Origin of the sequence: Undibacterium sp. TJN19 (assembly GCF_049339485.1) — a bacterium.
Classification (GTDB): Bacteria; Pseudomonadota; Gammaproteobacteria; order Burkholderiales; family Burkholderiaceae_D; genus Undibacterium.
The window spans coordinates 70429-93761 of the sequence record NZ_JBMPPL010000005.1 but is presented as its reverse complement, the minus strand read 5'-3'; the positions used below and the strand labels follow the sequence as shown (position 1 = coordinate 93761).

The window sequence follows — 23333 nt, the reverse complement described above, 5'->3', positions numbered from 1 at the left end:
AAATGGATCAAAAATTTGCAGGTACTTAGTAAAAAAGGACACTGGCGTAGTGTCCTTTTTGTCAGCCAAACCATGCAACTTTATTTTTTACCCGGTTTCTTGTCATACTTATAGGCCAGGAACAAGAGCAGCGCCCCGCCCAGTACCATAGGTAAAGACAGCATTTGTCCTGCTGATATGGTGAAACCGATGAAGTTCACTTCGTAATCCGGCACACGGAAATATTCGGTGAAAAAACGGGTGCAGCCATATAGCATCACATACAACGCGCCAACAGCCAGGCGTGGTCTGGCTGTGCGGGAAAACAGCCACAAAATGACGAAGACCAGCAAACCATCGACGAGTGCCTGATAAATCGGTGATGGATGAACCGGGTAACTGATACCCGGCCACATCATTGCCCAGGGCAGGTCGGCTGATGCCACACGCCCTGGCAATTCATGATTGATGAAATTACCGATACGCCCAGCCGCATAACCCAGCGGCACCAGTGGTGCAATAAAATCATACACATCTGCCAGGTTGAATTTGGCCTTGCGCGCCCATAAAGACATGGCGATCAGCACACCGATGAACCCACCATGGAATGACATGCCGCCTTTCCAGACTGCAAAAATTTCCAGCGGGTGCGACATATAATACGAAAAGCCATAGAAGAAGACTTCACCCAGGCGGCCACCAATGATGACGCCAAGCACGCCAAAAAACAGCATGTCGTCTATGTGCTCGCGTGTCCAGCCCTTGGCCGCGATATGAGGTTGTTTGAGCCGTACGCGACCCAGAGCAATGAACTGGGCAAAGGCCACAAGATACATGATGCCGTACCAGTGAACGGATACGGGGCCTAAACTGAATGCAATGGGATCTGGGTTGGGATGGGTAAGCATGAATAAGATTATTGGTTGAACAGATTCACAAACGCTTCCAGTACCGCAGAATGATTGCCCTTGCGCCAGGCCAGGCCAATTTCTACGCAAGCACTGATGCCGGGCAAATCAAAATACAGTACGCCGGGGCGTTGCAAGTTTGAGACGGATTGTGGCACAAGTGCGATACCCATGCCAGCCGATACCAGACCGACGATGGTCTGCATCTGTATGGCTTCCTGACCAATTGCCGGCGTCAGGCCCGCCGCGTGGAAGCAGCCAAGGATGGCATCGTGCAAGGCGGGAGCAATTTTGCGCGGGAAAAGTATCAGCGGCATGTTTTCACAATCAGCCAATGTCATTTTTTTGCGGCCGTTTGCCAGACTTTCCGGCACTGCCAGTATCAGTGGCTCGGACAGGATTTTTTGATATACCAGCAAGTCCTGCAATTTTTCCGGTATCGGAGGGATAACGAAACCGGCATCGATTTCCCCCTTTTCAAGGGCGTTCAATTGCACATCTGTGGTTGCTTCCCGCAATTCTATGCTGACGCTGGCATGACTGCGGCGAAACTCACGCAGGGTGGGCGGCAAGATGCTGTAGTCGGCAATGGAGACAAAAGCCAGCGACAAGTGCCCACTGGCACCACTGGCAGCTCTTTGCGCCATTGCCGGCAAGGCTTGTGCCTGTTGTAGCAGGCGGCGTACTTCGGGTAGCAGTGCCAGTCCGGCCGATGACAAAGAAATATTACGTGTATTGCGGATGAATAAGTCGGCCCCGAGCAGGGCTTCCAGAGCCTGTATCGCTTGCGACAGGGGCGGTTGTGTCATGTGCAGGCGGGCGGCAGCCCGGCCAAAATGCAATTCCTCGGCAACCGCCAGGAAATAGCGCAACTGGCGCAATTCAAGATTTCGTATTTCTGCGATGGTCATGACAGCTGTCAAGCAATTTGCTGCTGATGGGCAATAGCACACCCGGTAGCAGCTGCATTGGTATCAGCCAGCGCGCAACTTGGATAAGGCAGGTGTTTCAACGTTTGCCAGTCTTTTTCTCAAAAGCGCGCTTGACCCTTTCTTTGCGGATTTTTTCAAAATGGGCATGATCTTTGCGCTTGTCCAGGCCAAACACGCGTTCAAAAACTTCAAACCAGAAAAAAGTCGCTATCGCACCGCCTACTATCCACCACCATGACATATTGGCAAAAATAGAAATTTCGGCCACCTTTAATACAAGTAACAAGAACAAGACAATAATGGCGAACATGATGTGCTTTCTTTTAGCTCAGACTGGTAGTGATTGTACTTCAGGTCAACGGCGGCGTGGCTTTGGACGTTAAAACTTACGACAGTAACAAATAGCGGTAAAATGTTAGTCAGTTTTTAACCTGGAGAAAGCAATGAAATATTCTTTGTTGGTAGGTTCGGTGTTGGCAATCATGGCTTCTGGCCCTGCAATGGCAAATCTGGATTTGGCGAAATCAAAAAACTGCATGACTTGTCATGCCATCGACACCAAATTGGTTGGCCCTGCATATAAAGACGTCGCCAAGAAATATGCTGGTGACAAAACTGCAGAAGCCAAGCTTGTGCAAAAAGTCATCAAGGGTGGTAGTGGTGTTTGGGGTGTCGTTCCCATGCCTGCCAATGCGCAGGTCAGTGAGGCTGAAGCAAAAACCCTGGTCAAATGGGTTTTGAATACTAAATAAGCTGGCGTAGTACAGCGTCCTGGATGTGAATTGAAAAATGCAAGCCGTTGATTGCTTGTAGATTAAAAAGCCCGGCATAAGCGTTAACTGATGCCGGGTTTTTTTGCGTCTGCAATAAAAAAATGCTGCCAGCCGGAGCTGGCAGCATTTTTCATTTACGACAAGTTATTACTTAACAACCTGCAGCAAATCGCGTTTACCGCCTTTGTAAGTGTACAAAGTCAGTGTACCGTCTTTGATGTCGCCTTTGTCATCAAATGCGATGTCACCAGTCACACCTTTGTGCTTGATTTTAGCCAGGAAAGGCAGGTATTTTGCTGGTTCAGCAGATTTAGCCTGGACCATTGCATCAACCATCGTCATGACTGCATCGTAGACATACGGTGCGTAGATCTGAACGTCCAGACCGAATTTTTTCTTGTAAGCAGCTTTCCAGTCATCGCTGGCTTTTTTCTGTGCATCCAGAACACCGCCTGCTTCAGCGCAAACTACCTGGCCTTCGCCGATAGCGTCGCCAGCCAGTTTAACCAAGTCAGCGGAGCAGATACCGTCGCCGCCCATGAACTTGGCTGTAATGCCCAGTGCTTTCATCTGACGCAGCATAGGACCAGCAACGGCATCCATACCACCGAAGAAAATAACGTCTGGGTTTTTAGCTTTGATTGTGGTCAGGATGGCGCTGAAATCTGTGGATTTGTCAGTTGTATGTTCTTGCACAACAACTTCTGCACCCTTGCCTTTGGCGCCTTTGATAAACTCAGCAGCTACACCTTCACCGTAGGCTGTTTTGTCATCAATAACAGCGACTTTTTTCGCTTTATTGATTTGAACAGCGAAACGGCCCAGTGTGCCACCCAATTGACCATCATTAGCCACTACACGGAACGCGCCTTTAAAGCCTTGTTGTGTGTATTTTGGATTGGTTGCGGATGGGGAGATTTGAACGATACCAGCTGCATTGTAGATACTGGAAGCTGGAATGGTTGTACCAGAATTCAAGTGACCGATAACGCCATTTACTTTCGCGTCAACCAGTTTTTGTGCTACGGTTGTGCCTTGTTTTGGATCGCCAGCGTCATCTTCAGTCAGCAATTCGAATTTGGCTTTTTTGCCGCCGATCATGACGCCTTTGGCGTTCAGTTCTTCGATCGCCATTTTGGCGCCGTTTTCATTGTCTTTACCCAAGTGGGCGATCGCGCCTGAGATAGGGCCAACGTGACCAATTTTTACAACCAGATCTTGAGCTGCCGCAGCACCAGCGAAAGCGAATGCAATTGCGCCAGCCAGTGGAATCATTTTAGTTTTGAACGACATGAACATACTCCTAAGGGATTAAAAAGTAGGATAACCATACTGCATCTCTGACTTATTCAGATAACTGAACAGCAAGAAGGTACAACAGAAAAAATATTTCGCAAAGCTATTTTGTGTGGTTTTTTCTCAAAACTGACGTTTTTTATATGCCCCAATATCGCACTCTTGACAAGCTCGATCGCAAGCTTTTGAACCTCCTTCAAAAAGATAATCAGATACCCACCAGGGTACTGGCGGACAAACTACACATCTCGCAACCGACCTGTTTGCGGCGTATCCGCGAACTGCGCGAAGCGGGTGTTATCAGCGCTGAAGTAGCGATGGTAGACAGCTTTGCGCTGGGCTATGGCATGCTGGCATTTCTGGAAGTATCGCTGATCAATCAGACCGATGAATTCATGCGTGAATTTGAAGCCCGCATGAACAAGGAGGCCGAGGTCATGCAATGCTATTTTGTGTCTGGCGAGTATGATTATTTTCTGGTCGTGCACATCATTGACATGGACGCCTATTACCAGTTTGTGCGGCGCGCTATTTCGGGTTCTGGCAATGTCCGTCATTTTCATTCACGCTTTCCCATGAAACGAGCCAAATTTTCGACACGTATTGCTTTTGATGAAAAAGCATCAGAATTACCTGTACGCATCGCGAAATGATTTATACAGATAACGCACGGGTGGTCGTAAAGGATGACAAAAAAACGCAAGTTAGTGCATATAAAAATTCTATGCAGCAACTTGCGTGAGGGGAAAACGACGAGATAAGCCGCACTGTTTCCGTGCGGCTACATTCTAATTTGGTGAATTTGACATACCGCATTTGCGGTTCAGGCTGGTAGCAGTGTTGTTTTTACGACGCGTTCCATCCCGGTAAAGGCAAAGTCCAGATCGGGTGTCAGGCCAGAAACAATATCGGCGATGGCGCGACCCGATCCTGCCCCCATGGTCCAGCCCAAAGTACCATGACCGGTATTGAGGAAAAGATTGGAAATCTTGCTTTTGCCTATATAAGGTACGTTCGACGGTGTCAGTGGGCGCAAACCTGTCCAATACACGGGATTGTCATAATCACAGGCATGCGGGAACAGTTCACGGGTGCGGCGCGTAATGGCTTCACAACGCGCAGTATTCAGTTCGCGGCTATATCCGTTGATTTCGCAGGTGCCCGCTACGCGCAAGCGATCCCCCAGACGTGACACCACCAGCTTATAGCCGTCGTCTGTCAGTGAGATGACGGGTGACTGCTCAGGATTGATAATGCGATAGGTTGCTGAATAGCCTTTGCCCGGGTAAATCATCAGGTTAATGCCCAGAGGTTTCAGCAAACTCTGTGAATGGCTGCCCATGGCAATCACAAAGGCATCTGCTTTCAATACCTGATGCCTGCCTGTCGCATCGATGATTTCCACGCCGGTGATCTTTGCCGCTGCGCCTGTGCCTTCATGTAGCAGGCGGGTGACCGTGGTATTGAATTGAAACTGCACGCCGGCGCCGGCTGCTTTGTCTGCCAGGCCTGTGGTGAATTGATAGACATCACCAGATTCATCGGTTTCGGTAAAATCGCCACCCACAATTTTGTCACGTATGCGAGCCAGTGACGGTTCTCTGCGAACCACTTCGTCAGCATTGATTGAGACACGCGGGCAACCCAGGTCACGCATCAGTTGCGCAGCAGGCAAGGACGCATCGAACTCCTTTTGATCTGTATAAAAATGCAAGATTCCCTTGGTCAGGCAATCATAGCTGATGCCGGTTTCAGCGCGCAGGGCACGCAGGGTTTGCCTGCTGTATTCTGAAATCGCCACGATCTGACGGATGTTGTCTGCGGTACGTGCTGGCGTGCATTCACGCAAGAATTGCAAACCCCACAGCCATTGCAGTAATTCTGCGCGTGGCCGGAACAACAATGGCGCATCTTCTTTACCCAGCCATTTCAAGACCTTCATCGGCGCCGAGGGATTCGCCCAGGGTTCAGCATGTGACACCGAAATCTGGCCACCATTGGCGAAACTGGTTTCTTGAGCAGCCCCAGGCTGGCGGTCGATCACAGTGACATCATGACCCTGTTTTTTCAGGAACCATGCTGATGAGGTGCCGATGATGCCTGAACCGAGAACGATGACTTTCATGCTGGAAATCTCCTGTCTTTAATCTTTGTTTGATTAAGGAGATTGTAGAAATACTTTGCTTTTCCAGGTAATCAGAAGCGATACAAATTTTTTTATTTTTGAAAGCGAATTGAAGTTTTGTGTTTAAAAATAAAAATATTATTATTTAATTTGATTATTTTTGGGATTTTGCCTTGGTGATTTCTTGCGTTACGGCACGGGTGATGACTTCTTCCAACGTTTTGTGCAAACCTGAACGAATTTCTACCGATAATTTTTCTACTGCAATTTGCAAAACGTCAGCCAGATTGTCACGTACGCGATGTTCAAGTACAAAGTCGACGCGTGCCAGCACCTGACGCAAGACGTTTTCTCTCAGAGTTTGCTCAAGCGTCTGCCAGTCTTCTTCACTGATTGCTGCGATGTTGATAGCGGCGACGCCGTCATTGTGTGGCGCAATCGTGTTGGTTACGCCCAGTGATGGTAGTTCGGAGGGTTTTGCCGGCTGTTTCTCCGGCATAGTCGCACTGGCTTTTGCTGAAGGTGATGCTACTGTTTTTTCCGGTAACCTGACCGCTTTTTCAGCAGGCACGGTTGCCAGTTGTTCTGGCCGTATGATTTCGGTGAGAACCGGGATGCTGGCATCAATTTGACTGTTCATTTTATTTCGCGACTGAGTGAGTGAGGCTAAAGCCTTGTTGCTGATAATAGCGATAACGTTCGCGCCCGGCCAGCTTGTCGGCCTCATCGGCAGAGATCACTTCTATCATGCGTTGGAACTGGGTAAAATTGTGTGGCGTTCTTGCTGTCAGATTGATTAAAATTTCATAGTGCGGGCAGGCTGCGCTTTCATCGTGGCTAAGCACGATAGGTGTGCATGATGAGAGCGGATCAGTGAGCATCACGTGCGGCAAAAAATCTGCCTCGGTCAAGGTCCATAAGGCTTCATTCAAGCTTTGCAAATAGGCCTGGTCATGATGAAACACCACCATCTTGCAGTTGGCAGCGTGTGCTTTGCGTATGAGGCGGCAAGTGTAGTTGAGCTTGTCCGCCACATTGCTGTGAAAATCAATTCGTGTCATACGTCTTAGAAGCGAATACCATTGTCAGAAGCGGGTTTGGCTGGTGCTGGCGTGGCAGGCGGCTTCGGCGCATTTGCCTCTTTTGTGGCTGGCGGAGGTGGCGGTGGGGCCGCTGGCTCTGGCGCAGGATACCGATAGTCCTTCGGCAGTTTGCTGGTGGCTGGATAACCAGCGCTATTGATAGCGGTTTTCCAGTCTTCGTTATTGAAGCCATGAAACTTGACGTTGGCAATCACCATCAAAGGTAGCTGTGAATCACCACCGACTTGCTTGAGTTTGTCGGCATCGGCGGCGTTGCCAACAGTTTTTTCAGCGAACGGCACACCATTGGTTTTCAAAAAACTGCGGCCTGCGTCACAGGGGGCGCAATTCGTGGTGGTGTACAAAGTCACCGGGTTTTTCGTCACTACCAGGGCCAAATCCCCTGGAAGGTTACTGACATCAGTGCCGCTTGAAAAATTCTTTTGTTCGACTTTTTTCTGGTTCGCAGGTGGCGGCTGGTCGCTATAAGTGACCTTGCCATCTGAGCCTACCCATTTATACATTTGTGCCTGCGCCTGGTTGGCCATGAACATGGCTGGCAAGGCTGCGCAGATCAGGATTTTTGCAGTTACTTTCATATTTTTCTCCGTTTAGACGAATACGGTTCTACATTCACGCGCTCATGCCATTGTGGCGCAACAAGGCATCAATGACAGGTTCGCGTCCGCGAAATGCCTTGAATGATGCCAGCGCAGGGCGTGCACCACCGGCTTCCAGTATTTCTGCTTGAAATCTTTCACCCACCGTGCGAGACAGCGTGCTGCCTTCCACATTGGCATGTTCTTCAAATGCAGCATAAGCATCTGCGGATAATACTTCAGCCCATTTATAACTGTAATAGCCAGCAGCATAGCCACCTGAAAAAATATGGCTGAAGGAGTGTTGAAAGCGATTAAATTCTGGCGGATGCAATACCGATACCTGTTCACGTACAGCGCGCAATATGTCTTGCACAGTTTGCCCGCTGTCCGGTTCGAAGGCATCATGCAGGCGCATGTCAAACAGCGAGAATTCAACTTGCCGCAAGGTCTGCAAACCAGACTGGAAGTTTTTTGCCGCAATCATCTTGTCATACAAGGCGCGGGGCAGGGATGCACCGGTATCGACATGGGCCGTCATATGTTGCAAGACATCCCATTCCCAGCAGAAATTTTCCATGAATTGTGAAGGTAATTCCACGGCATCCCATTCAACGCCAGAAATACCGGAAACTGACAAGTCATCTACCTTGGTCAACAGATGATGCAGGCCATGACCAAATTCATGGAACAGGGTAATTACTTCATCATGGCTAAAGGTCGCGGCTTTGCTGATGCCGTTGACACTGACTGGTGCGCTGAAGTTGCATGTGAGGTAAGCCACCGGGGTTTGTATGCCTTTGCTGGTCAGCCTGCGGCCACGTGCGTCATCCATCCAGGCACCGCCACGCTTGCCATTGCGCGCATACAGATCAAGGTAAAACTGCCCCACCAGTTTGCCGTCTTTTTCAATGCGGTAAAACTTCACGTCAGGGTGCCAGGTGGCTGCCTGATCAGGTTTGATTTCTACCGCGAACAAGGTCTGGATCACGCGGAACAGGCCGTTGATCACCTGAGGTTCAGGGAAGTATTCTTTGACTTCCTGCTCTGAAAACGCATAGCGCTGCTGGCGCAATTTTTCAGCTGCATAGGTAGTATCCCAGGCTTGCATGTCGCTGATGCCCAACTGCTCTGCGGCAAAGGCGCGCAACTCTGCCAGGTCTTTTTCAGCATAAGGGCGCGCACGTGCTGCCAGGTCTTCCAGAAACTGGCTGACTTGTGCTGGTGATTCTGCCATTTTGCTGACCAGCGATACTTCTGCGAAATTGCGGTATCCAAGCAAAGTCGCTTCCTCTTTACGCAGGCGCAGCAGTTCAGCCATGATTTCGCTGTTATCCCATTCCGGCTTTGCACCCAGCTCAGAAGCTTTGGTGGCATTGGCACGATAAATGGTCTCGCGTAACTGACGGTTTTCGGCGTATTGCAGCAAGGGGAAATAGGATGGGAAATGCAGGGTGAATTTGTAGCCGGTTTTCTCATCCGCTTCTGCTGCTGATTTTGCAGACTGCACGACATCATCTGGCAAACCTTTCAGATCTGCCAGGTTTTCTATCAGTAAGGCATAGTCGTTCGTCGCATCAAGCAGGTTTTCTGAAAACCTGGTCGACAGCGCAGCATGTTTTTCCTGGATTTCGGCGTAGCGCTGTTTCTTGTCGTCTGCGAGTTCGGCACCACTTAGACGGAAATTGCGTATCGCATTTTGAATGATGGTTTTTCTTGCCTGCGGCAAGCTGTCAAAATCTGGTGCATTTTGCAGTGCTTTGTAGCCTGCAAACAAGGCCAGATTTTGTCCCAGCTCTGTCCAGAACTCGGTAATGGCCGGTTCATTTTCGTTATGGGCCGCGCGCAATTCTGGTGTGTCAACAACGGCGCTCAGATGGCCGACGACTCCCCAGGCACGGCCCAGCTTTTCGGTGGCGTTTTCCAAAGGTTCAACAAAGCTGTCCCACTGCACCGCTTCCCCGCTTTTTTCCAGTTGTTCGATCACGGTGCGGTTTTCTGCCAGCAGGGCAGCAATGGCGGGGCTGACATGCTCAGCCCTGATATCGGCAAAACGTGGTAAATCGCTAAAATCGAGCAGGGGATTCGTCATATTAAATTCTTTCAGCAGCTTCAATCGTATTCACCAGCAGCATGGTGATGGTCATTGGACCAACGCCACCTGGTACTGGTGTAATGTAACCCGCAACTTCTTTGCTTGGCAGATAATCAACATCGCCGCAGAGTTTGCCTTCATCATCGCGATTCATGCCAACGTCAATGACGACAGCGCCTGGCTTGATCATATCGGCAGTCACAATATTGCGCTTGCCGGTCGCCACTACCAGGATATCTGCATTGCGTGTATGGGCTGCCAGGTCACGGGTCTTGGAGTTACAGATGGTGACGGTAGCACCCGCTTGCAAGAGCAGCATGGCCTGGGGTTTGCCAACGATATTGGACGCGCCGACGACCACGGCATTGGCACCGCGCACGGGATAAGCTATGGATTCCAGCATCTTCATCACACCATAGGGGGTACAGGGGCGAAACAGCGGTTGACCTGTCATCAGCAGACCAGCATTGCTGATATGGAAACCATCCACATCCTTCTCAGCGGCAATGGCCTCAATAACCTTGTTGGCGTTGATGTGCGCAGGCAAGGGCAGTTGTACCAGTATGCCGTTAATTTTCGGGTCCTGGTTCAGTCTGTCTATGTGTGCCAGCAGTGCAGCTTCGCTCAAATCTGCTTCGTATTTTTCTAGCACCGAATAAAACCCGCAGTCTTCACAAGCTTTGACCTTGTTGCGCACATAGACTTGTGATGCAGGATTTTCGCCAACCAGTATCACGGCCAGTCCGGGTTGTTTGCCTTTCGCCGTCAATGCCGCCGCACGCTGCGTTACGTCAGCGCGTATTTGTTGTGAAAGTTGGGTTCCGCTAATAATTTGAGCAGTCATGATAAGGGATCGCTAATGAAGAACAAGCCCAGATTATAAATGATGCACGTGGCCACAATGTAAATGCAGCAAGCCAGGCCATTCAAAAATCGCGTATGTCGCTTGAGTTTCACCTGTATTTGAGTGTGCAACAGGCGAAAATGCCACCCCGTTTGCTTGCCTGCCAGTCAGAAAAATGAGCGCAAATTCCGGATAAATAGTTTGTATATTTAATAACTAGTTAAGTTTAATCAATTTCTTTTTTGTAAAATAGTTTTCTTTTTTGGTTATGAATCACGCCAAGTCTGTTGTTTTCTGTCCGCATTCCTATGGTTGCGATTGACAGCAAATTTCAATAATGGCTTGATACCAATTATGAAAATTAGTTTTCAAAAATATTTAACGTTTGATCAGCGCTTTGCAAGATTCACGCTTGAGCGCAAGTTTTAAAAAAGATCCAGAACAAATTCGAAACAAATCTACAGGAGATGAGTATGTTGAAGGAAAAGGTAATTTCGAGGTCATTGCGCGTGATGTTCTCAGGCGGCTTGATGATGACTGCTGGCCTGGTGGCACAACCGGCGTTTGCACAAGATGATGCAAAGGTACAAAGAGTTGAAGTGACAGGTTCAAGCATCAAGCGTGCAGAAGCTGAAACAGCATCCCCAATACAAATTATCACCCGTGCCGATATCGACAAAGCTGGTAAAACAACGGTTGCCGAATACCTGCAAACCTTGACAGCTGACGGCGCAGGTTCCCTGCCAACCAGCTTCGGTAACGGTTTTGCTGCTGGTTCTACTGCCATCTCTCTGCGTGGTCTGGGCGCAACTTCCACACTGGTATTGCTCAACGGTCGCCGTATGGCACAGTTTGGTCGTGCTGATGACGGTCAAAAAGCATTTACTGATATCTCCACTATCCCTATGGAAGTGGTTGAACGCATCGAAATCCTGAAAGATGGCGCTTCTTCTATCTACGGCGCAGATGCGATTGCCGGTGTCGTCAACATCATCCTGAAAAAGAATTATGAAGGTATCACTGTCAGCGCGACAGCTGGTACATCCGGTTCACGCGATGCGAATCAGACAAAAGCCTCGATTACTGCCGGTTTTGGTAATCTGGAAAAAGACAAATACAACATCATCCTCAATGCAGAAGCTTACAAATCCAATGAGTTGATGAATTCCCAGCGTTCTGACCGTGACTGGATCGGTACAGGCGACTGGCGTCGTTGGGGTTACCCAATGAACACCGTTGGTTCTTTCACCAATGGTTACATTGCAGGTAATAACAGTGCTTCTCCAAGCCCTACAGGTTCGCTGCGCGATCCTAAAACTCTGAATTATGTATCGCTGCCAGGTTGCTCGACTTTGTCGACCACTAAAGTACAAGATCCAGGTGGCGGTTGCTTGTGGTATGCGGATCAGTTCCGTTCGATGCTGCCACAAATCGACGGTGTGAACCTGTTCAGCCGCGGCACATTCCAGATCAATGAAGATTTGCAAGCGTATGCAGAATTTGGTTATTCTCAACGTAAGGCAGCCTTCACAGTAACGCCTCCAGCGACATCTTCCAATGTCTTCTTCCCGCCAAACGCAGCCAGCCCGACTGGTAATATCAATTACGGTACTGCCATCGTAATGGCAGCAGAACATCCGCAAAACCCATACGGTGTACCTATCCGTATTCGTTATTCGATGTTCGACGTGGGTGCCAATCGCCGTATCGCTGATAATTCATTTTATCGCGCTGTTGCTGGTTTGAAAGGCACGATGGCAGGCTGGGATTTCGACACAGCGATCCTGCATTCCGAATCCAAGCTGCATCTGGATTACACCAACATGATCAACATGAACGTGTTGAAAGCAGCCTTGGGCGATCCTAAGAGCCCATACTTCCCATACTATATCGGTACACAGGCAAGCAAAAACAATCCGGCCCTGTATGCTGCCATGGTCAAGACAGCATCCCTGGATGCGCCAACCAAGATGGATATCATTGACTTCAAGGCTTCCCGCGAGTTGATGGCTTTGTCTGGCGGTATGATGGGTCTGGCGGTTGGTGCTGAATACCGTAAAGAGTCTTACAACATGCCATCTCTGGATGGCAGTAAAGACGGTTCCATCAACAGCAGCTATGTTGCTGCCAAAGGTGATGAAACAGTCTCTGCTCTGTATGCAGAGATACTGGCTCCAGTGATCAAGACAGTAGAATTGTCCGGCGCGCTGCGTTACGACAAATACTCTCACTTCTCTTCCGTGACACCAAAAGTTGGTGCCAAGTGGACACCAGTGAAAACTTTTGCTCTGCGTGGCACTTACTCTGAAGGTTTCCGTGCGCCAAGTGCACCAGAATCCGGCACAGAAAGTTTCAGTGCAGGTACTGCAACAGTCCGTGATCCAGTACGTTGCCCGAATGGCACACCATTGCCAGGCGCACAATCCTCTGATTGCGCAACAACTTTCACAGGCTTTAAAGTTGGCAACCCAAATTTGCAACCAGAAAAATCCAAAGGTTACACACTGGGTATGGTCTGGGATCCGCTGCCTAACACCAATCTGGCAGTTGATGGCTGGTTGATCCGTCGTAACAACGAAATCAACTCCATGTCCTTCCAGACAGCGGCTGGCTTGCCAGGCGTATTGCGTCAGGATAATAACCTGACCATCAACGGCGTAGTGACACCAAACACAGGTACTATCATCGGTGGCGCTGCTCCTTATGCCAACTCCAGCTATACCGAAGTTAAAGGTGTGGATTTCAACGCGAAACAACGTTTCAACCTGGGTGAGTACGGTCGTTTGAATGCAGACGTGAACTGGACACACGTGATTTCATGGTTGCGTGTTGACGGTGCGGTTCAGCATCAATATGCCGGTACACATGGTAACTGCGATACTTCCAACTGCGTTGGCACACCAAAAGACAAAGTTAACTTTGTACTGGGCTGGGACAAAGGCGACTGGAACGTAACTGGTATCGTCAGCTATCGTGGTTCCCTGAAAAATATTCCTGAAGAAGGTCAGCCATGTGCCAACAAGTTTGTTGATGGTACTGATGCGCCAGCAGGTTGTACTCTGGCATCCTTCACTACGCTGGATGTGTCTTTCCGCTACAAGGCAATGAAAAACCTGGAAATCTTTGGTTCCGTGTCCAACCTGTTTGACAAGGTTGCACCACTGGATCCTTTGACTTACGGTGCAATGGGTTACAACCCTATGGACGGTAGCGGCGCAATTGGCCGTTATTTCAAAGTTGGTCTGAAATATCAATTCAAATAATAGCTGGATAACCAGGTTCAATTCGACGCAAGCCGGATTGCGCTGATGAAGCGATAAAGAGCGATGAGAAATCATCGCTCTTTTTTTATCTTCATATCCACCGCCAATAATGCGTTTGACGGTGGATATTTTTGCCTGGCTTTATGTCTGTTTCAAGCGATGCCGTTAGCTAAAAAACGGCCCAACCCGTAGAATGCAGTTTTTTTAACACGCCTGTTGACGGCCGCGCCGAAAATTTTCATGCGTATCACATGACTTTGAAGGAAACATCCATGCAATTCAGCGAAATTCTGCTCACCCTGCCTGTCATTGATCACCTGGCTGCCATTCAATTATTTGATGGCGTAACACTGGTCGCACAAATAGATAACAAGCCGGGCTCGGCTGGTAGCGTACGTGTCTATCATGCCCTGTTACAGGAATTTGCCGAAATCAATACCGCTGCCGCTGCAAAGGGCCTGCAGTTGTACGCTGAACATACGTCAGATGCCAGGGCTTTTCCGGGCAAGCACCCAAATATTGATCGCCTGCTGGTATTGCTGGCAGATGCTTCCGGCAGCAAGAAACTGACCGGGAAATTGATCGTTCATTGACTGTGTATTGATGGGCAATACAAGGGACGGATCTGTCCTGATTGGCGAGGCGGGATTCTCCCGCACATCCCTCGCGCTTCAATGGCCAGTACACAACATGACTTCATTTGCTTTCACCTGCGGTAAATTTTCTCAATCTTTATGAAAAACATCAAAAAACTTACATCCTTTCTGTTGCTGTCTTTGCTTTTGACGGGCTGTGGCGGTGGTTCTGGCGGCGGTGCCGGGACAGGTACGAATATAAGTACAAATACAGGCACAAGTACAGGCACAAGTACAGGTAATCCGGCTGACACGCTGCCGGTAGTATCCAACGATGGTGGCTTGAGCTTTACGCCATCCAGTTTGACGGCAACTATTTTGCCTTACGAAAATAAAACCTTGTCGCTTGACATACGTGCGAACCGCAATTTCCCGGATGTGGTGAATGTCGCGATAATCGACACAACTGGTGTTATTACCGACGATATCAGGATCAAGGCGGTTGATAAATATAATTACCAGGCAAGTGTCACGACAAGAAGCCTTAAGCCGGGCAGATATAGCGGCATACTGGAGGTGAGATTATGTAAGGACAGTCCCTATAGTTGTGCGCAGCCGCACGAAGGCTCACCCTGGAAGCTGCCATACAGCTTTGAAGTAAGACCACCAAGTATTACGATCAGCCCAGCGGAGATCACGGCATCATTTGTCCCTGCCGAAGAAAAGTCATTTGAGCTTGAAATCAGAAGTGAAGCAAGCATCGATTTCATCAATCGTGTTGGTGTCAGTGTCACCGATCCAGCCGGTTTGCTGACCAACGGTAATGCAGTGACCAACATCGATAAAAACACCATACGCACCACTCTGAGGATGACTTCAAAACCGCCGGTGGGTAAATATGTTGGGGCGCTGGAAGTACGTTTGTGCGGAGGGAATATTAATTCATGTGATTTCCCCTATCAGATCAATCCCTGGAAAATACCCTACAACCTGGAAGTAAAAACGAATACCGTCACACTGACACCAACGCCGGGCGCGGCCGACTGGAATGGCTACCAGGGCAATGTTGCACATACCGGTTACGTGCCGGTAACCCTGAATGTGAATGCCTTCTCGCCGCGATTCCTGTTTGAAATCGACAGCAAATACATGGCGCAAGGGCAAATCACTACGCAGGGTGACACAATCTATTTCTCAGCACCGGCAGCAAATGGCGGAAGTGGTGGAGCGGTATTCGCTGTTAATGAATCTGATGGCAAGGTCAAATGGACGTTTCCGGTTGCTGATGGTTGGGTGAACCCACCTGCTGCGCAAAATGGTAAAGTTTATTTCATGAATACTGGTGCACAAAGCTCGGGTTTGTGGATGCTGGATCAATCCAATGGCAATAGATTGGGTAAAACGAATGTCACCACAACAAGTAGCTATTTTTATGCGCCGGTGGTTGATGGGCAAACTGTTTTCAGCCGAAATGGGGCGCAGAGTCAATTCCTGTCCAGTTCATCGGCGGATACGCTAAGCAGCAACTGGAATTTTGCATCCGATAATATGGATGCACTCTGGTCACCAGCGGTAGATACCAATTACGTTTATATGTTTGTCCCCAAGTTATTTAGTGGCGGGCCAGGCGGATTGGCGGTGATTAATCGTCAATCCGGCAAGCAGACGACGCTGATCGCTGCTCCTGATATTCAGGCATCAATGACCAGGGTAGAGCCTACGCTGTGTGATGGTGTGAATTTATTGATTGCAAGTAACGGGTTAAGTCTGGTGAACTTTGATCTGGCTTCGCAAAAAATTAAATGGACCGTCAAAGACACGTTTTATAGTAATCCTGTTTGTGCTGGTTCCACTCTGTACATCCTCAATGGATATGGCGTTGATGCCCGCTCACTCAGTTCCGGGGCCTTGTTGTGGCGGTGGAAATTTCCGGACGGTATTTACTATGATCAAAAGCCGATTGGTGCAAATGGCTATCTGCAAAACATGATTGTTACCAATAATGTTTTACTGGTTGGTTCTTTTAGTTCCGTATTTGCTGTCGATTTGAGTAGCCATCAAACGGTGTGGTCCTATCCACGAGGTGGCGATCTGACCTTGTCTAAAAATGGCATTCTTTATGTGAACAAAGGCACTAGTGGCTATGGCAGTTTTATGGCGTTCAATACCAAATAGCCTGGAATCGGCAGGTACCTGTGCGTACCTGTCTTTAAGAGCCCGCTTATGATATTGCTGCTGCCTTAGTGCTCCGCCATGATCAGGCTTCAAGAGCTTAAGATCGTAGATGGAATCCAAGAATCAGATGAGCGTTCTGGGATGGTGGTATGGGGGCAAAATGCTGCGCTGCAGCTTAAATTTCACATTATGAAATCATATATCGCTATTTGAAAAATTAAAAAGTCCTGTTAAAATACTTGCGAGAACAAAAAACTAGCCGTAATTTGTCGATTCGCCCCGCGCGTTTCACCCAAACGCGCAATAACAGGAGACCCCTTCTATGTCACCCCAGATAGACCAGGTGCTGGCTCAGGCCGCCAATGATCCCGATGTAGTTGAAACAAACGAGTGGCTGGATGCGCTTGAAGCAGTCATAGAGGCCGAAGGCCCTGAACGTGCACATTATCTGATGGAGCGCATGGTTGACCTGGCGCGCCGCCGTGGTGCCCACATCCCTTTTTCCAGCAATACTGCTTATGTGAATACCATTCCGGCTGACCAAGGCGAGCATTGCCCGGGCAACCTGGAAATCGAAGAGCGCCTGCGCTCTTATATGCGCTGGAATGCCATGGCCATGGTGGTCAAGGCTAATCGCGTTGATGGCGACCTTGGTGGTCACCTGTCCAGTTTTGCCTCGCTAGCGAATATGCTGGGCATAGGCTTCAACCATTTCTGGCATGCGCCGACGGAAGATCACGGTGGTGATCTGCTGTACATCCAGGGCCATTCTTCTCCTGGTATCTATGCACGCGCCTTTCTTGAAGGCCGCCTGACTGAAGAGCAGTTGCTGCATTTCCGCCGCGAAGTTGATGGCAAGGGCCTGTCTTCTTACCCGCATCCAAAACTGATGCCTGATTTCTGGCAATTCCCTACCGTATCGATGGGCCTGGGCCCGTTGATGGCGATTTACCAGGCGCGCTTTCTGAAGTACCTGCATGCACGCGGTATTGCAGATACTGAAAAACGTAAGGTCTGGGCCTTCTGTGGTGATGGTGAGATGGACGAACCAGAATCCATGGGCGCAATCGGCATGGCTGGTCGTGAACAGCTGGACAATCTGGTCATCGTCGTCAACTGTAACCTGCAACGCCTGGATGGCCCGGTACGTGGCAATGGCAAGATCATCCAGGAACTGGAATCTGATTTCCGTGGCGCTGGCTGGAATGTCGTCAAAGTCATCTGGGGTAGCGGCTGGGATGAGTTGCTGGCGAAAGATAAAGACGGCATCCTGCAAAAAGTGATGATGGAAACCGTTGATGGCGAATACCAGAACTACAAAGCCAAGGATGGTGCCTATGTACGCGCCAACTTCTTTGGCAAGCATCCAAAATTGCTGGAGATGGTCAGCAAAATGTCGGATGACGACATCTGGCGTCTGACCCGTGGTGGTCATGACCCACACAAAATTTATGCTGCATTCAAAGTTGCCCAGGAAAATAAGGGCCAGCCTACCGTCATTCTGGCGAAGAGTATCAAGGGCTTTGGCTTTGGCAAATCCGGCGAAGCGCGCAACACTGCGCACAATACCAAGAAGCTTGACGACGAAGCCATCAAGGCCATGCGTGACCGCTTCCAGTTGCCGATTGCTGACTCTGAATTGCCAGCCATCCCATTCTTCAAACCGGCTGACGACACGCCAGAAATGCAATACCTGCATGCGCGCCGTAAAGAACTCGGTGGCTACCTGCCACAACGCCGTCAAAAAGCCGATGAGGCTCTGGTGGTGCCAGAACTGACAGCCTTCCAGGCCATGCTGGAACCAACGGCTGAAGGCCGTGAAATTTCGACGACAGCGGCATATGTGCGTATCCTGACAGCCTTGCTGCGTGATGCCAGCTTGGGTCAGCGCGTGGTACCTATCATGGTCGATGAATCGCGTACTTTTGGTATGGAAGGTCTGTTCCGTCAGATCGGTATTTTCAGCCAGGTTGGTCAGTTGTATGAGCCTGTCGATAAAGACCAGGTTATGTACTACCGCGAAGATAAAGCTGGTCAGATTTTGCAAGAAGGTATCAATGAAGCCGGTGGTATGAGTTCATGGATCGCTGCGGCGACTTCCTACTCGACCAATAACCGCGTCATGATCCCGTTCTATACCTATTACTCGATGTTTGGTCTGCAGCGTATTGGTGATCTGGCATGGGCTGCTGGCGATATGCGTGCACGTGGCTTCCTGCTTGGTGGTACAGCTGGTCGCACCACATTGAATGGTGAAGGTTTGCAGCATGAAGATGGTCACAGCCATGTACTGGCATCCACCATCCCTAACTGTATTCCTTATGACCCGACATTCGCACATGAAGTGGCAATCATCATGCATGATGGTCTGCGCCGTATGGTCACCAATCAGGAAGATGTGTTCTACTACATCACCCTGATGAATGAAAACTATAGCCATCCAGGTTTGAAGGCCGGTCAGGAAGAGGGCATCATCAAGGGTCTGTACCAGTTGCAAAAATCCGAACAAACCACCAAGCACCGCGTGCAACTGATGGGCTCAGGCACTATTCTGCGTGAAGTGATTGCCGGTGCTGAATTGCTGCAAAATGACTGGGGTATTGCTGCTGACGTCTGGTCTGCACCATCCTTCACTTTGCTGGCCCGTGATGGCCAGGATGCTGAACGCTGGAATATGCTGCACCCGACTGCAGAGCCGCGTGTGCCTTACATCGCTCAATGCCTGAAAGACACGGCAGGCCCTATCGTCGTCGCAACCGACTATATGCGCACCTTTGCTGAGCAAGTCCGTGCCTTCATACCGAAAAACCGCAGCTACAAAGTGTTGGGTACAGATGGTTTTGGCCGTTCTGATTCCCGCGCCAAACTGCGTGAGTTCTTTGAAGTCAACCGTTACTTCGTGGTCATCGCTGCGTTGAAGACACTGGCTGATGAAGGTGCCTTGTCTGCATCCGTGGTGGCGCAAGCAATTGCCAAATACGGTATCAATGCAGATAAACCTAATCCGGTTACTGTGTAATTTTACGTCTGACACCCACTAACATTTCCTGCCTCTTTTATTTTTAGAGAGTGGCAGGATGAGCGTGAAGACAGCGTAAAACCTGGCTTCACCCCAACCGCCTTGTGACAGCGCAGGGCGACAATGGAGAAAACTATGAGTAGCGTAGAAGTCAAAGTACCGGATATTGGTGATTTCAAGGAAGTTGAAGTCATTGAGCTGATGGTCAAAGTCGGCGACACCATCAAGGTCGATCAGTCACTGATCACCGTAGAATCAGATAAAGCCAGCATGGAAATTCCATCCAGCCATGCGGGTGTGGTCACAGAAATTAAAGTCAAGGTTGGCGACAAGGTTGCTGAAGGTTCCTTGCTGGTCGTGGTTGATGCTGCGGCAACTACGGCAACTACCGCAGCACCAGCGGCGGCACCAGCACCAGCACCTGCGGCAGTGCCAGTAGCTGCAACGCCTGCACCAGCGGCTCCGGCACCCGCCGCAGCTCCTGCCCCAGCTGCAGCGGCTGCATCTGCTCCTGTAGCAACTGCCAGCGCAGGCAAAGCCCATGCCTCACCATCCATACGCAAGTTTGCGCGTGAACTCGGTGTCGATCTGAGCCGCGTTGCCGGTTCCGGCCAAAAAGGCCGCATCACGCAAGAAGACGTACAAAACTTCGTCAAGGGCATCATGGCGGGCAGCACAGCTGTTGCCGCGGTTTCTGCTCCGGCAAAAAATGGCAGTGGCGTCGGCCTCGATGTATTGCCATGGCCATCGCTGGACTTCAGCAAGTTTGGCGCGACCACGACTTCACCTTTGTCACGCATCAAAAAACTCAGTGGTCCGAATTTGCACCGCAACTGGGTCATGATCCCGCATGTCACGCAATTTGATGAAGCCGATATCAGCGATCTTGAAGAATTCCGTAAGTCTTCGAACGAAGCCCTGGTCAAATCCGGTGTCAAACTGACGATGCTGGCTTTCGTCATCAAGGCCAGCGTTGCTGCACTCAAAAAATTCCCGGCATTTAATTCTTCGCTTGATGCAACAGGTGAAAACCTGATCCTCAAGCAGTATTACAACGTCGGCTTTGCTGCTGATACACCGAATGGCCTGGTCGTGCCTGTCGTTAAAAACGCAGATCAGAAAACCCTGTCGCAAATCGCCGTTGAAATGGGTGAGTTGTCTGCCCAGGCACGCGATGGCAAGTTGAAGCCAGCTGACATGCAGGGCGCAACTTTCACGATCTCTTCACTCGGTGGCATCGGTGGCACGGCATTCACGCCTATCATCAATGCACCTGAAGTGGCGATCCTCGGTTTGTCCAAATCCAGCATTAAACCAGTCTGGGATGGCAAGCAATTCCAGCCACGCCTGATGTTGCCTTTGTCGCTGTCGTATGACCACCGCGTCATTGATGGTGCCATGGCTGCCAAGTTCACCGCTTATCTGGCTGATGTACTGGCTGATTTGCGCAAAACCCTGCTGTGAACGGAGACCATACTATGAGCACTATCGAAGTCAAAGTACCCGATATCGGTGATTTCAAGGAAGTTGAAGTCATAGAATTGCTGGTCAAGGTGGGTGACACTATCAAGGTTGATCAATCACTGGTGACAGTGGAGTCCGATAAGGCCAGCATGGAAATCCCATCCAGCCACGCCGGTGTCATCAAGGAATTGAAAGTCAAGCTCGGTGACAAGATTGCCGAAGGCAGTTTGTTACTGGTGATTGAAACTGAGGGCGCTGCGGCAAGTGCAGCACCTGCGGCTCAGGCCGCTCCCGCAGTTGCGGCTGCTCCAACACCGGCTCCCGCTGCTGCCGCTTCTGTAGTTGCAGCACCAGCCGGGCCAGTCGGTATCATCGAAGTCAAAGTGCCTGATATTGGTGATTTCAAGGAAGTTGAAGTCATCGAAGTCATGGTCAAGGTGGGCGATATCATCAAGGTAGATCAGTCGTTGATTACCGTTGAATCTGACAAAGCCAGCATGGAGATTCCATCCAGCCATGCCGGTACAGTCAAAGAAATCAAGGTCAAGGTCGGTGACAAGGTTGCTGAAGGTAGCTTGTTGTTGCTGGTCGAAGCCGCAGGCCAAGTAGCTTCTGCTCCTTTTGCTGCTGCTCCGGCTGCCGCGACTGCTGCACCAGCAGCCCCTGCGCCGGTCGCTTCTGGCTACACCGGCAAGGTCGATGTTGAATGCGACATGATGGTATTGGGCGCTGGTCCTGGCGGTTATTCTGCTGCCTTCCGCTCTGCCGATCTGGGCATGAATACGGTGCTGGTCGAGCGTTATTCCACGCTTGGCGGTGTCTGCCTGAATGTAGGCTGTATTCCATCCAAGGCACTGTTGCACGTGGCCGCCGTGATTGATGAAACTGCATCCATGGCAGCACATGGCGTGACATTTGCCAAGCCAGAAATCGATATCGACAAACTGCGTGACTACAAGGAAGGCGTCATCAAGAAAATGACGACTGGCCTGAATGGCATGGCAAAAGCCCGCAAGGTCAATGTAGTGCAAGGTGTGGGCCAGTTCTTGAGCCCTAACCATATTGAAGTCACCGCGGCGGATGGCAGCAAAAAAACTGTGCAGTTCAAGCAGGCGATTATTGCGGCAGGCTCTTCTGTCGTGAACCTGCCTTTTGTACCGGCTGATCCGCGCATCGTTGACAGTACAGGCGCGCTGGAACTGCGTCAGATACCAAAACGCATGCTGGTCATCGGTGGCGGCATCATCGGCCTGGAAATGGCGACTGTGTATTCCACCCTGGGTTCACGCATTGATGTCGTTGAAATGCTGGATGGCTTGATGCAGGGCGCAGACCGTGACATGGTCAAGGTCTGGCAAAAATTCAATGAAAAACGTTTTGACAACATTATGTTGAAAACCAAGACGGTTGCTGTTGAAGCTCTGCCTGAAGGGATCAAGGTCACGTTCGAAGCCGCCGAGGCGGGTGGAACTGCACCAGCACCCCAAGTCTATGACCTAGTGCTGGTTGCAGTAGGCCGCAGCCCCAACGGCAAGAAGATTGCTGCTGACAAGGCAGGCGTTGCCGTGACTGACCGTGGCTTCATCAATGTCGACAAGCAAATGCGCACCAATGTGCCGCATATCTTTGCGATTGGTGACCTGGTTGGCCAACCCATGCTGGCACACAAGGCCGTGCATGAAGCCCACGTTGCGGCAGAAGCAGCATCTGGTGAAAAAGCCTACTTCGATGCCAGCGTGATTCCATCCGTTGCCTACACTGACCCTGAAGTCGCATGGGTAGGTATGACGGAAGATGAAGCCAAGGCCAAAGGCGTCAAGCTTGAAAAAGGTCATTTCCCATGGGCGGCGTCTGGCCGTGCAGTGGCAAATGGCCGTGATGAAGGCTTCACCAAGTTGCTGTTCGATGCAGAAACCAAACGTATCGTCGGTGGCGGCATCGTCGGCACGCATGCCGGTGACATGATAGGTGAGATCGCTCTGGCCATAGAGATGGGTGCGGATGCAGTCGATATCGGCAAGACCATCCATCCACATCCTACCCTGGGTGAATCGATAGGCATGGCTGCAGAGGTCTATAAAGGCGTCTGTACTGATTTGCCACCGCAGCGCAAGAAATAAAGCCCTGGCAAGCACCCAAGCCCCGGCAATACCAAAAACCCCGTTACAGGAAACTGTACCGGGGTTTTTCTTTTAACTTGCCAC

General features: G+C 50.1%; 18 protein-coding genes. 8 read left to right on the top strand and 10 right to left on the bottom strand.

Going from position 1 to position 23333, the window contains the following annotated elements:
• Window positions 1–80: 80 nt before the first annotated feature.
• From lgt to ACO0LH_RS15615, 3 genes are all read right to left on the bottom strand, one after another.
• The gene (gene lgt / locus ACO0LH_RS15625; protein ID WP_422942039.1) at window positions 81–887 is read right to left on the bottom strand and encodes a prolipoprotein diacylglyceryl transferase; all 807 of its coding nucleotides are present in this window, start codon (window positions 885–887) and stop codon (window positions 81–83) included.
• A gap of 8 nt (window positions 888–895) precedes the next feature.
• Entirely contained in the window at window positions 896–1798 is a 903-nt protein-coding gene (locus ACO0LH_RS15620; protein ID WP_422942038.1) for a LysR family transcriptional regulator, read from the bottom strand.
• Between the two features lie 97 nt (window positions 1799–1895).
• On the bottom strand, window positions 1896–2129 hold the full coding sequence (locus ACO0LH_RS15615; RefSeq protein ID WP_422942037.1) for a TIGR04438 family Trp-rich protein: 234 nt from the start codon (window positions 2127–2129) through the stop codon (window positions 1896–1898).
• A gap of 133 nt (window positions 2130–2262) precedes the next feature.
• On the opposite strand from ACO0LH_RS15615, the gene ACO0LH_RS15610 reads away from it, so the two are divergent.
• Complete coding sequence (locus ACO0LH_RS15610) at window positions 2263–2571, top strand: c-type cytochrome (RefSeq protein WP_422942036.1); 309 nt, start codon at window positions 2263–2265, stop codon at window positions 2569–2571.
• A gap of 168 nt (window positions 2572–2739) precedes the next feature.
• On the opposite strand, the gene ACO0LH_RS15605 is transcribed toward ACO0LH_RS15610, so the two are convergent.
• Complete coding sequence (locus ACO0LH_RS15605) at window positions 2740–3885, bottom strand: branched-chain amino acid ABC transporter substrate-binding protein (protein WP_422942035.1); 1146 nt, start codon at window positions 3883–3885, stop codon at window positions 2740–2742.
• A gap of 146 nt (window positions 3886–4031) precedes the next feature.
• Between ACO0LH_RS15605 and ACO0LH_RS15600 the strand changes: the two genes are divergently transcribed.
• Entirely contained in the window at window positions 4032–4541 is a 510-nt protein-coding gene (locus tag ACO0LH_RS15600; RefSeq protein ID WP_422942034.1) for an Lrp/AsnC family transcriptional regulator, read from the top strand.
• Between the two features lie 170 nt (window positions 4542–4711).
• Here ACO0LH_RS15600 and ACO0LH_RS15595 read toward each other — a convergent pair whose 3' ends face one another.
• The 6 genes from ACO0LH_RS15595 to folD all read right to left on the bottom strand — a co-directional run bounded on the left by ACO0LH_RS15595 (window position 4712) and on the right by folD (window position 10633).
• Window positions 4712–6013 (bottom strand): D-amino acid dehydrogenase, encoded by a 1302-nt coding sequence (locus tag ACO0LH_RS15595; protein WP_422942033.1) that lies wholly within the window; start codon window positions 6011–6013, stop codon window positions 4712–4714.
• Window positions 6014–6167: 154 nt separating this feature from the next.
• Window positions 6168–6653: a hypothetical protein gene (locus ACO0LH_RS15590; RefSeq protein WP_422942032.1), complete on the bottom strand. Its 486-nt coding sequence runs from the start codon at window positions 6651–6653 to the stop codon at window positions 6168–6170.
• Window position 6654: 1 nt separating this feature from the next.
• The gene (locus ACO0LH_RS15585) at window positions 6655–7074 is read right to left on the bottom strand and encodes a DNA polymerase III subunit chi (RefSeq protein WP_422942031.1); all 420 of its coding nucleotides are present in this window, start codon (window positions 7072–7074) and stop codon (window positions 6655–6657) included.
• Between the two features lie 5 nt (window positions 7075–7079).
• Window positions 7080–7694, bottom strand: a complete 615-nt coding sequence (locus ACO0LH_RS15580; RefSeq protein ID WP_422942030.1) for a glutaredoxin family protein — start codon at window positions 7692–7694, stop codon at window positions 7080–7082.
• 34 nt (window positions 7695–7728) lie between these two features.
• On the bottom strand, window positions 7729–9786 hold the full coding sequence (locus tag ACO0LH_RS15575; protein WP_422942029.1) for a M3 family metallopeptidase: 2058 nt from the start codon (window positions 9784–9786) through the stop codon (window positions 7729–7731).
• Window position 9787: 1 nt separating this feature from the next.
• A complete protein-coding gene (gene folD / locus ACO0LH_RS15570) occupies window positions 9788–10633 on the bottom strand; it encodes a bifunctional methylenetetrahydrofolate dehydrogenase/methenyltetrahydrofolate cyclohydrolase FolD (protein ID WP_422942028.1) in 846 nt (281 codons plus the stop codon).
• A 473-nt stretch (window positions 10634–11106) separates the two neighbouring features.
• Between folD and ACO0LH_RS15565 the strand changes: the two genes are divergently transcribed.
• The 6 genes from ACO0LH_RS15565 (at window position 11107) to lpdA (ending at window position 23249) form a co-directional block, all read left to right on the top strand.
• Window positions 11107–13896: a TonB-dependent receptor gene (locus tag ACO0LH_RS15565; RefSeq protein WP_422942027.1), complete on the top strand. Its 2790-nt coding sequence runs from the start codon at window positions 11107–11109 to the stop codon at window positions 13894–13896.
• A gap of 272 nt (window positions 13897–14168) precedes the next feature.
• Window positions 14169–14489, top strand: coding sequence for a DUF2322 family protein (locus ACO0LH_RS15560; RefSeq protein WP_422942026.1), 321 nt, complete (start codon window positions 14169–14171; stop codon window positions 14487–14489).
• A 141-nt stretch (window positions 14490–14630) separates the two neighbouring features.
• The gene (locus ACO0LH_RS15555) at window positions 14631–16646 is read left to right on the top strand and encodes a PQQ-binding-like beta-propeller repeat protein (protein ID WP_422942025.1); all 2016 of its coding nucleotides are present in this window, start codon (window positions 14631–14633) and stop codon (window positions 16644–16646) included.
• A 322-nt stretch (window positions 16647–16968) separates the two neighbouring features.
• Entirely contained in the window at window positions 16969–19665 is a 2697-nt protein-coding gene (gene aceE / locus ACO0LH_RS15550; protein ID WP_422942024.1) for a pyruvate dehydrogenase (acetyl-transferring), homodimeric type, read from the top strand.
• 123 nt (window positions 19666–19788) lie between these two features.
• Entirely contained in the window at window positions 19789–21129 is a 1341-nt protein-coding gene (gene aceF, locus ACO0LH_RS15545; RefSeq protein ID WP_422942023.1) for a dihydrolipoyllysine-residue acetyltransferase, read from the top strand.
• A gap of 14 nt (window positions 21130–21143) precedes the next feature.
• Window positions 21144–23249 carry a dihydrolipoyl dehydrogenase gene (gene lpdA / locus ACO0LH_RS15540; protein WP_422942022.1) on the top strand — a complete coding sequence of 702 codons (2106 nt, stop codon included), beginning with the start codon at window positions 21144–21146 and terminating at the stop codon, window positions 23247–23249.
• Window positions 23250–23333 lie beyond the last annotated feature (84 nt).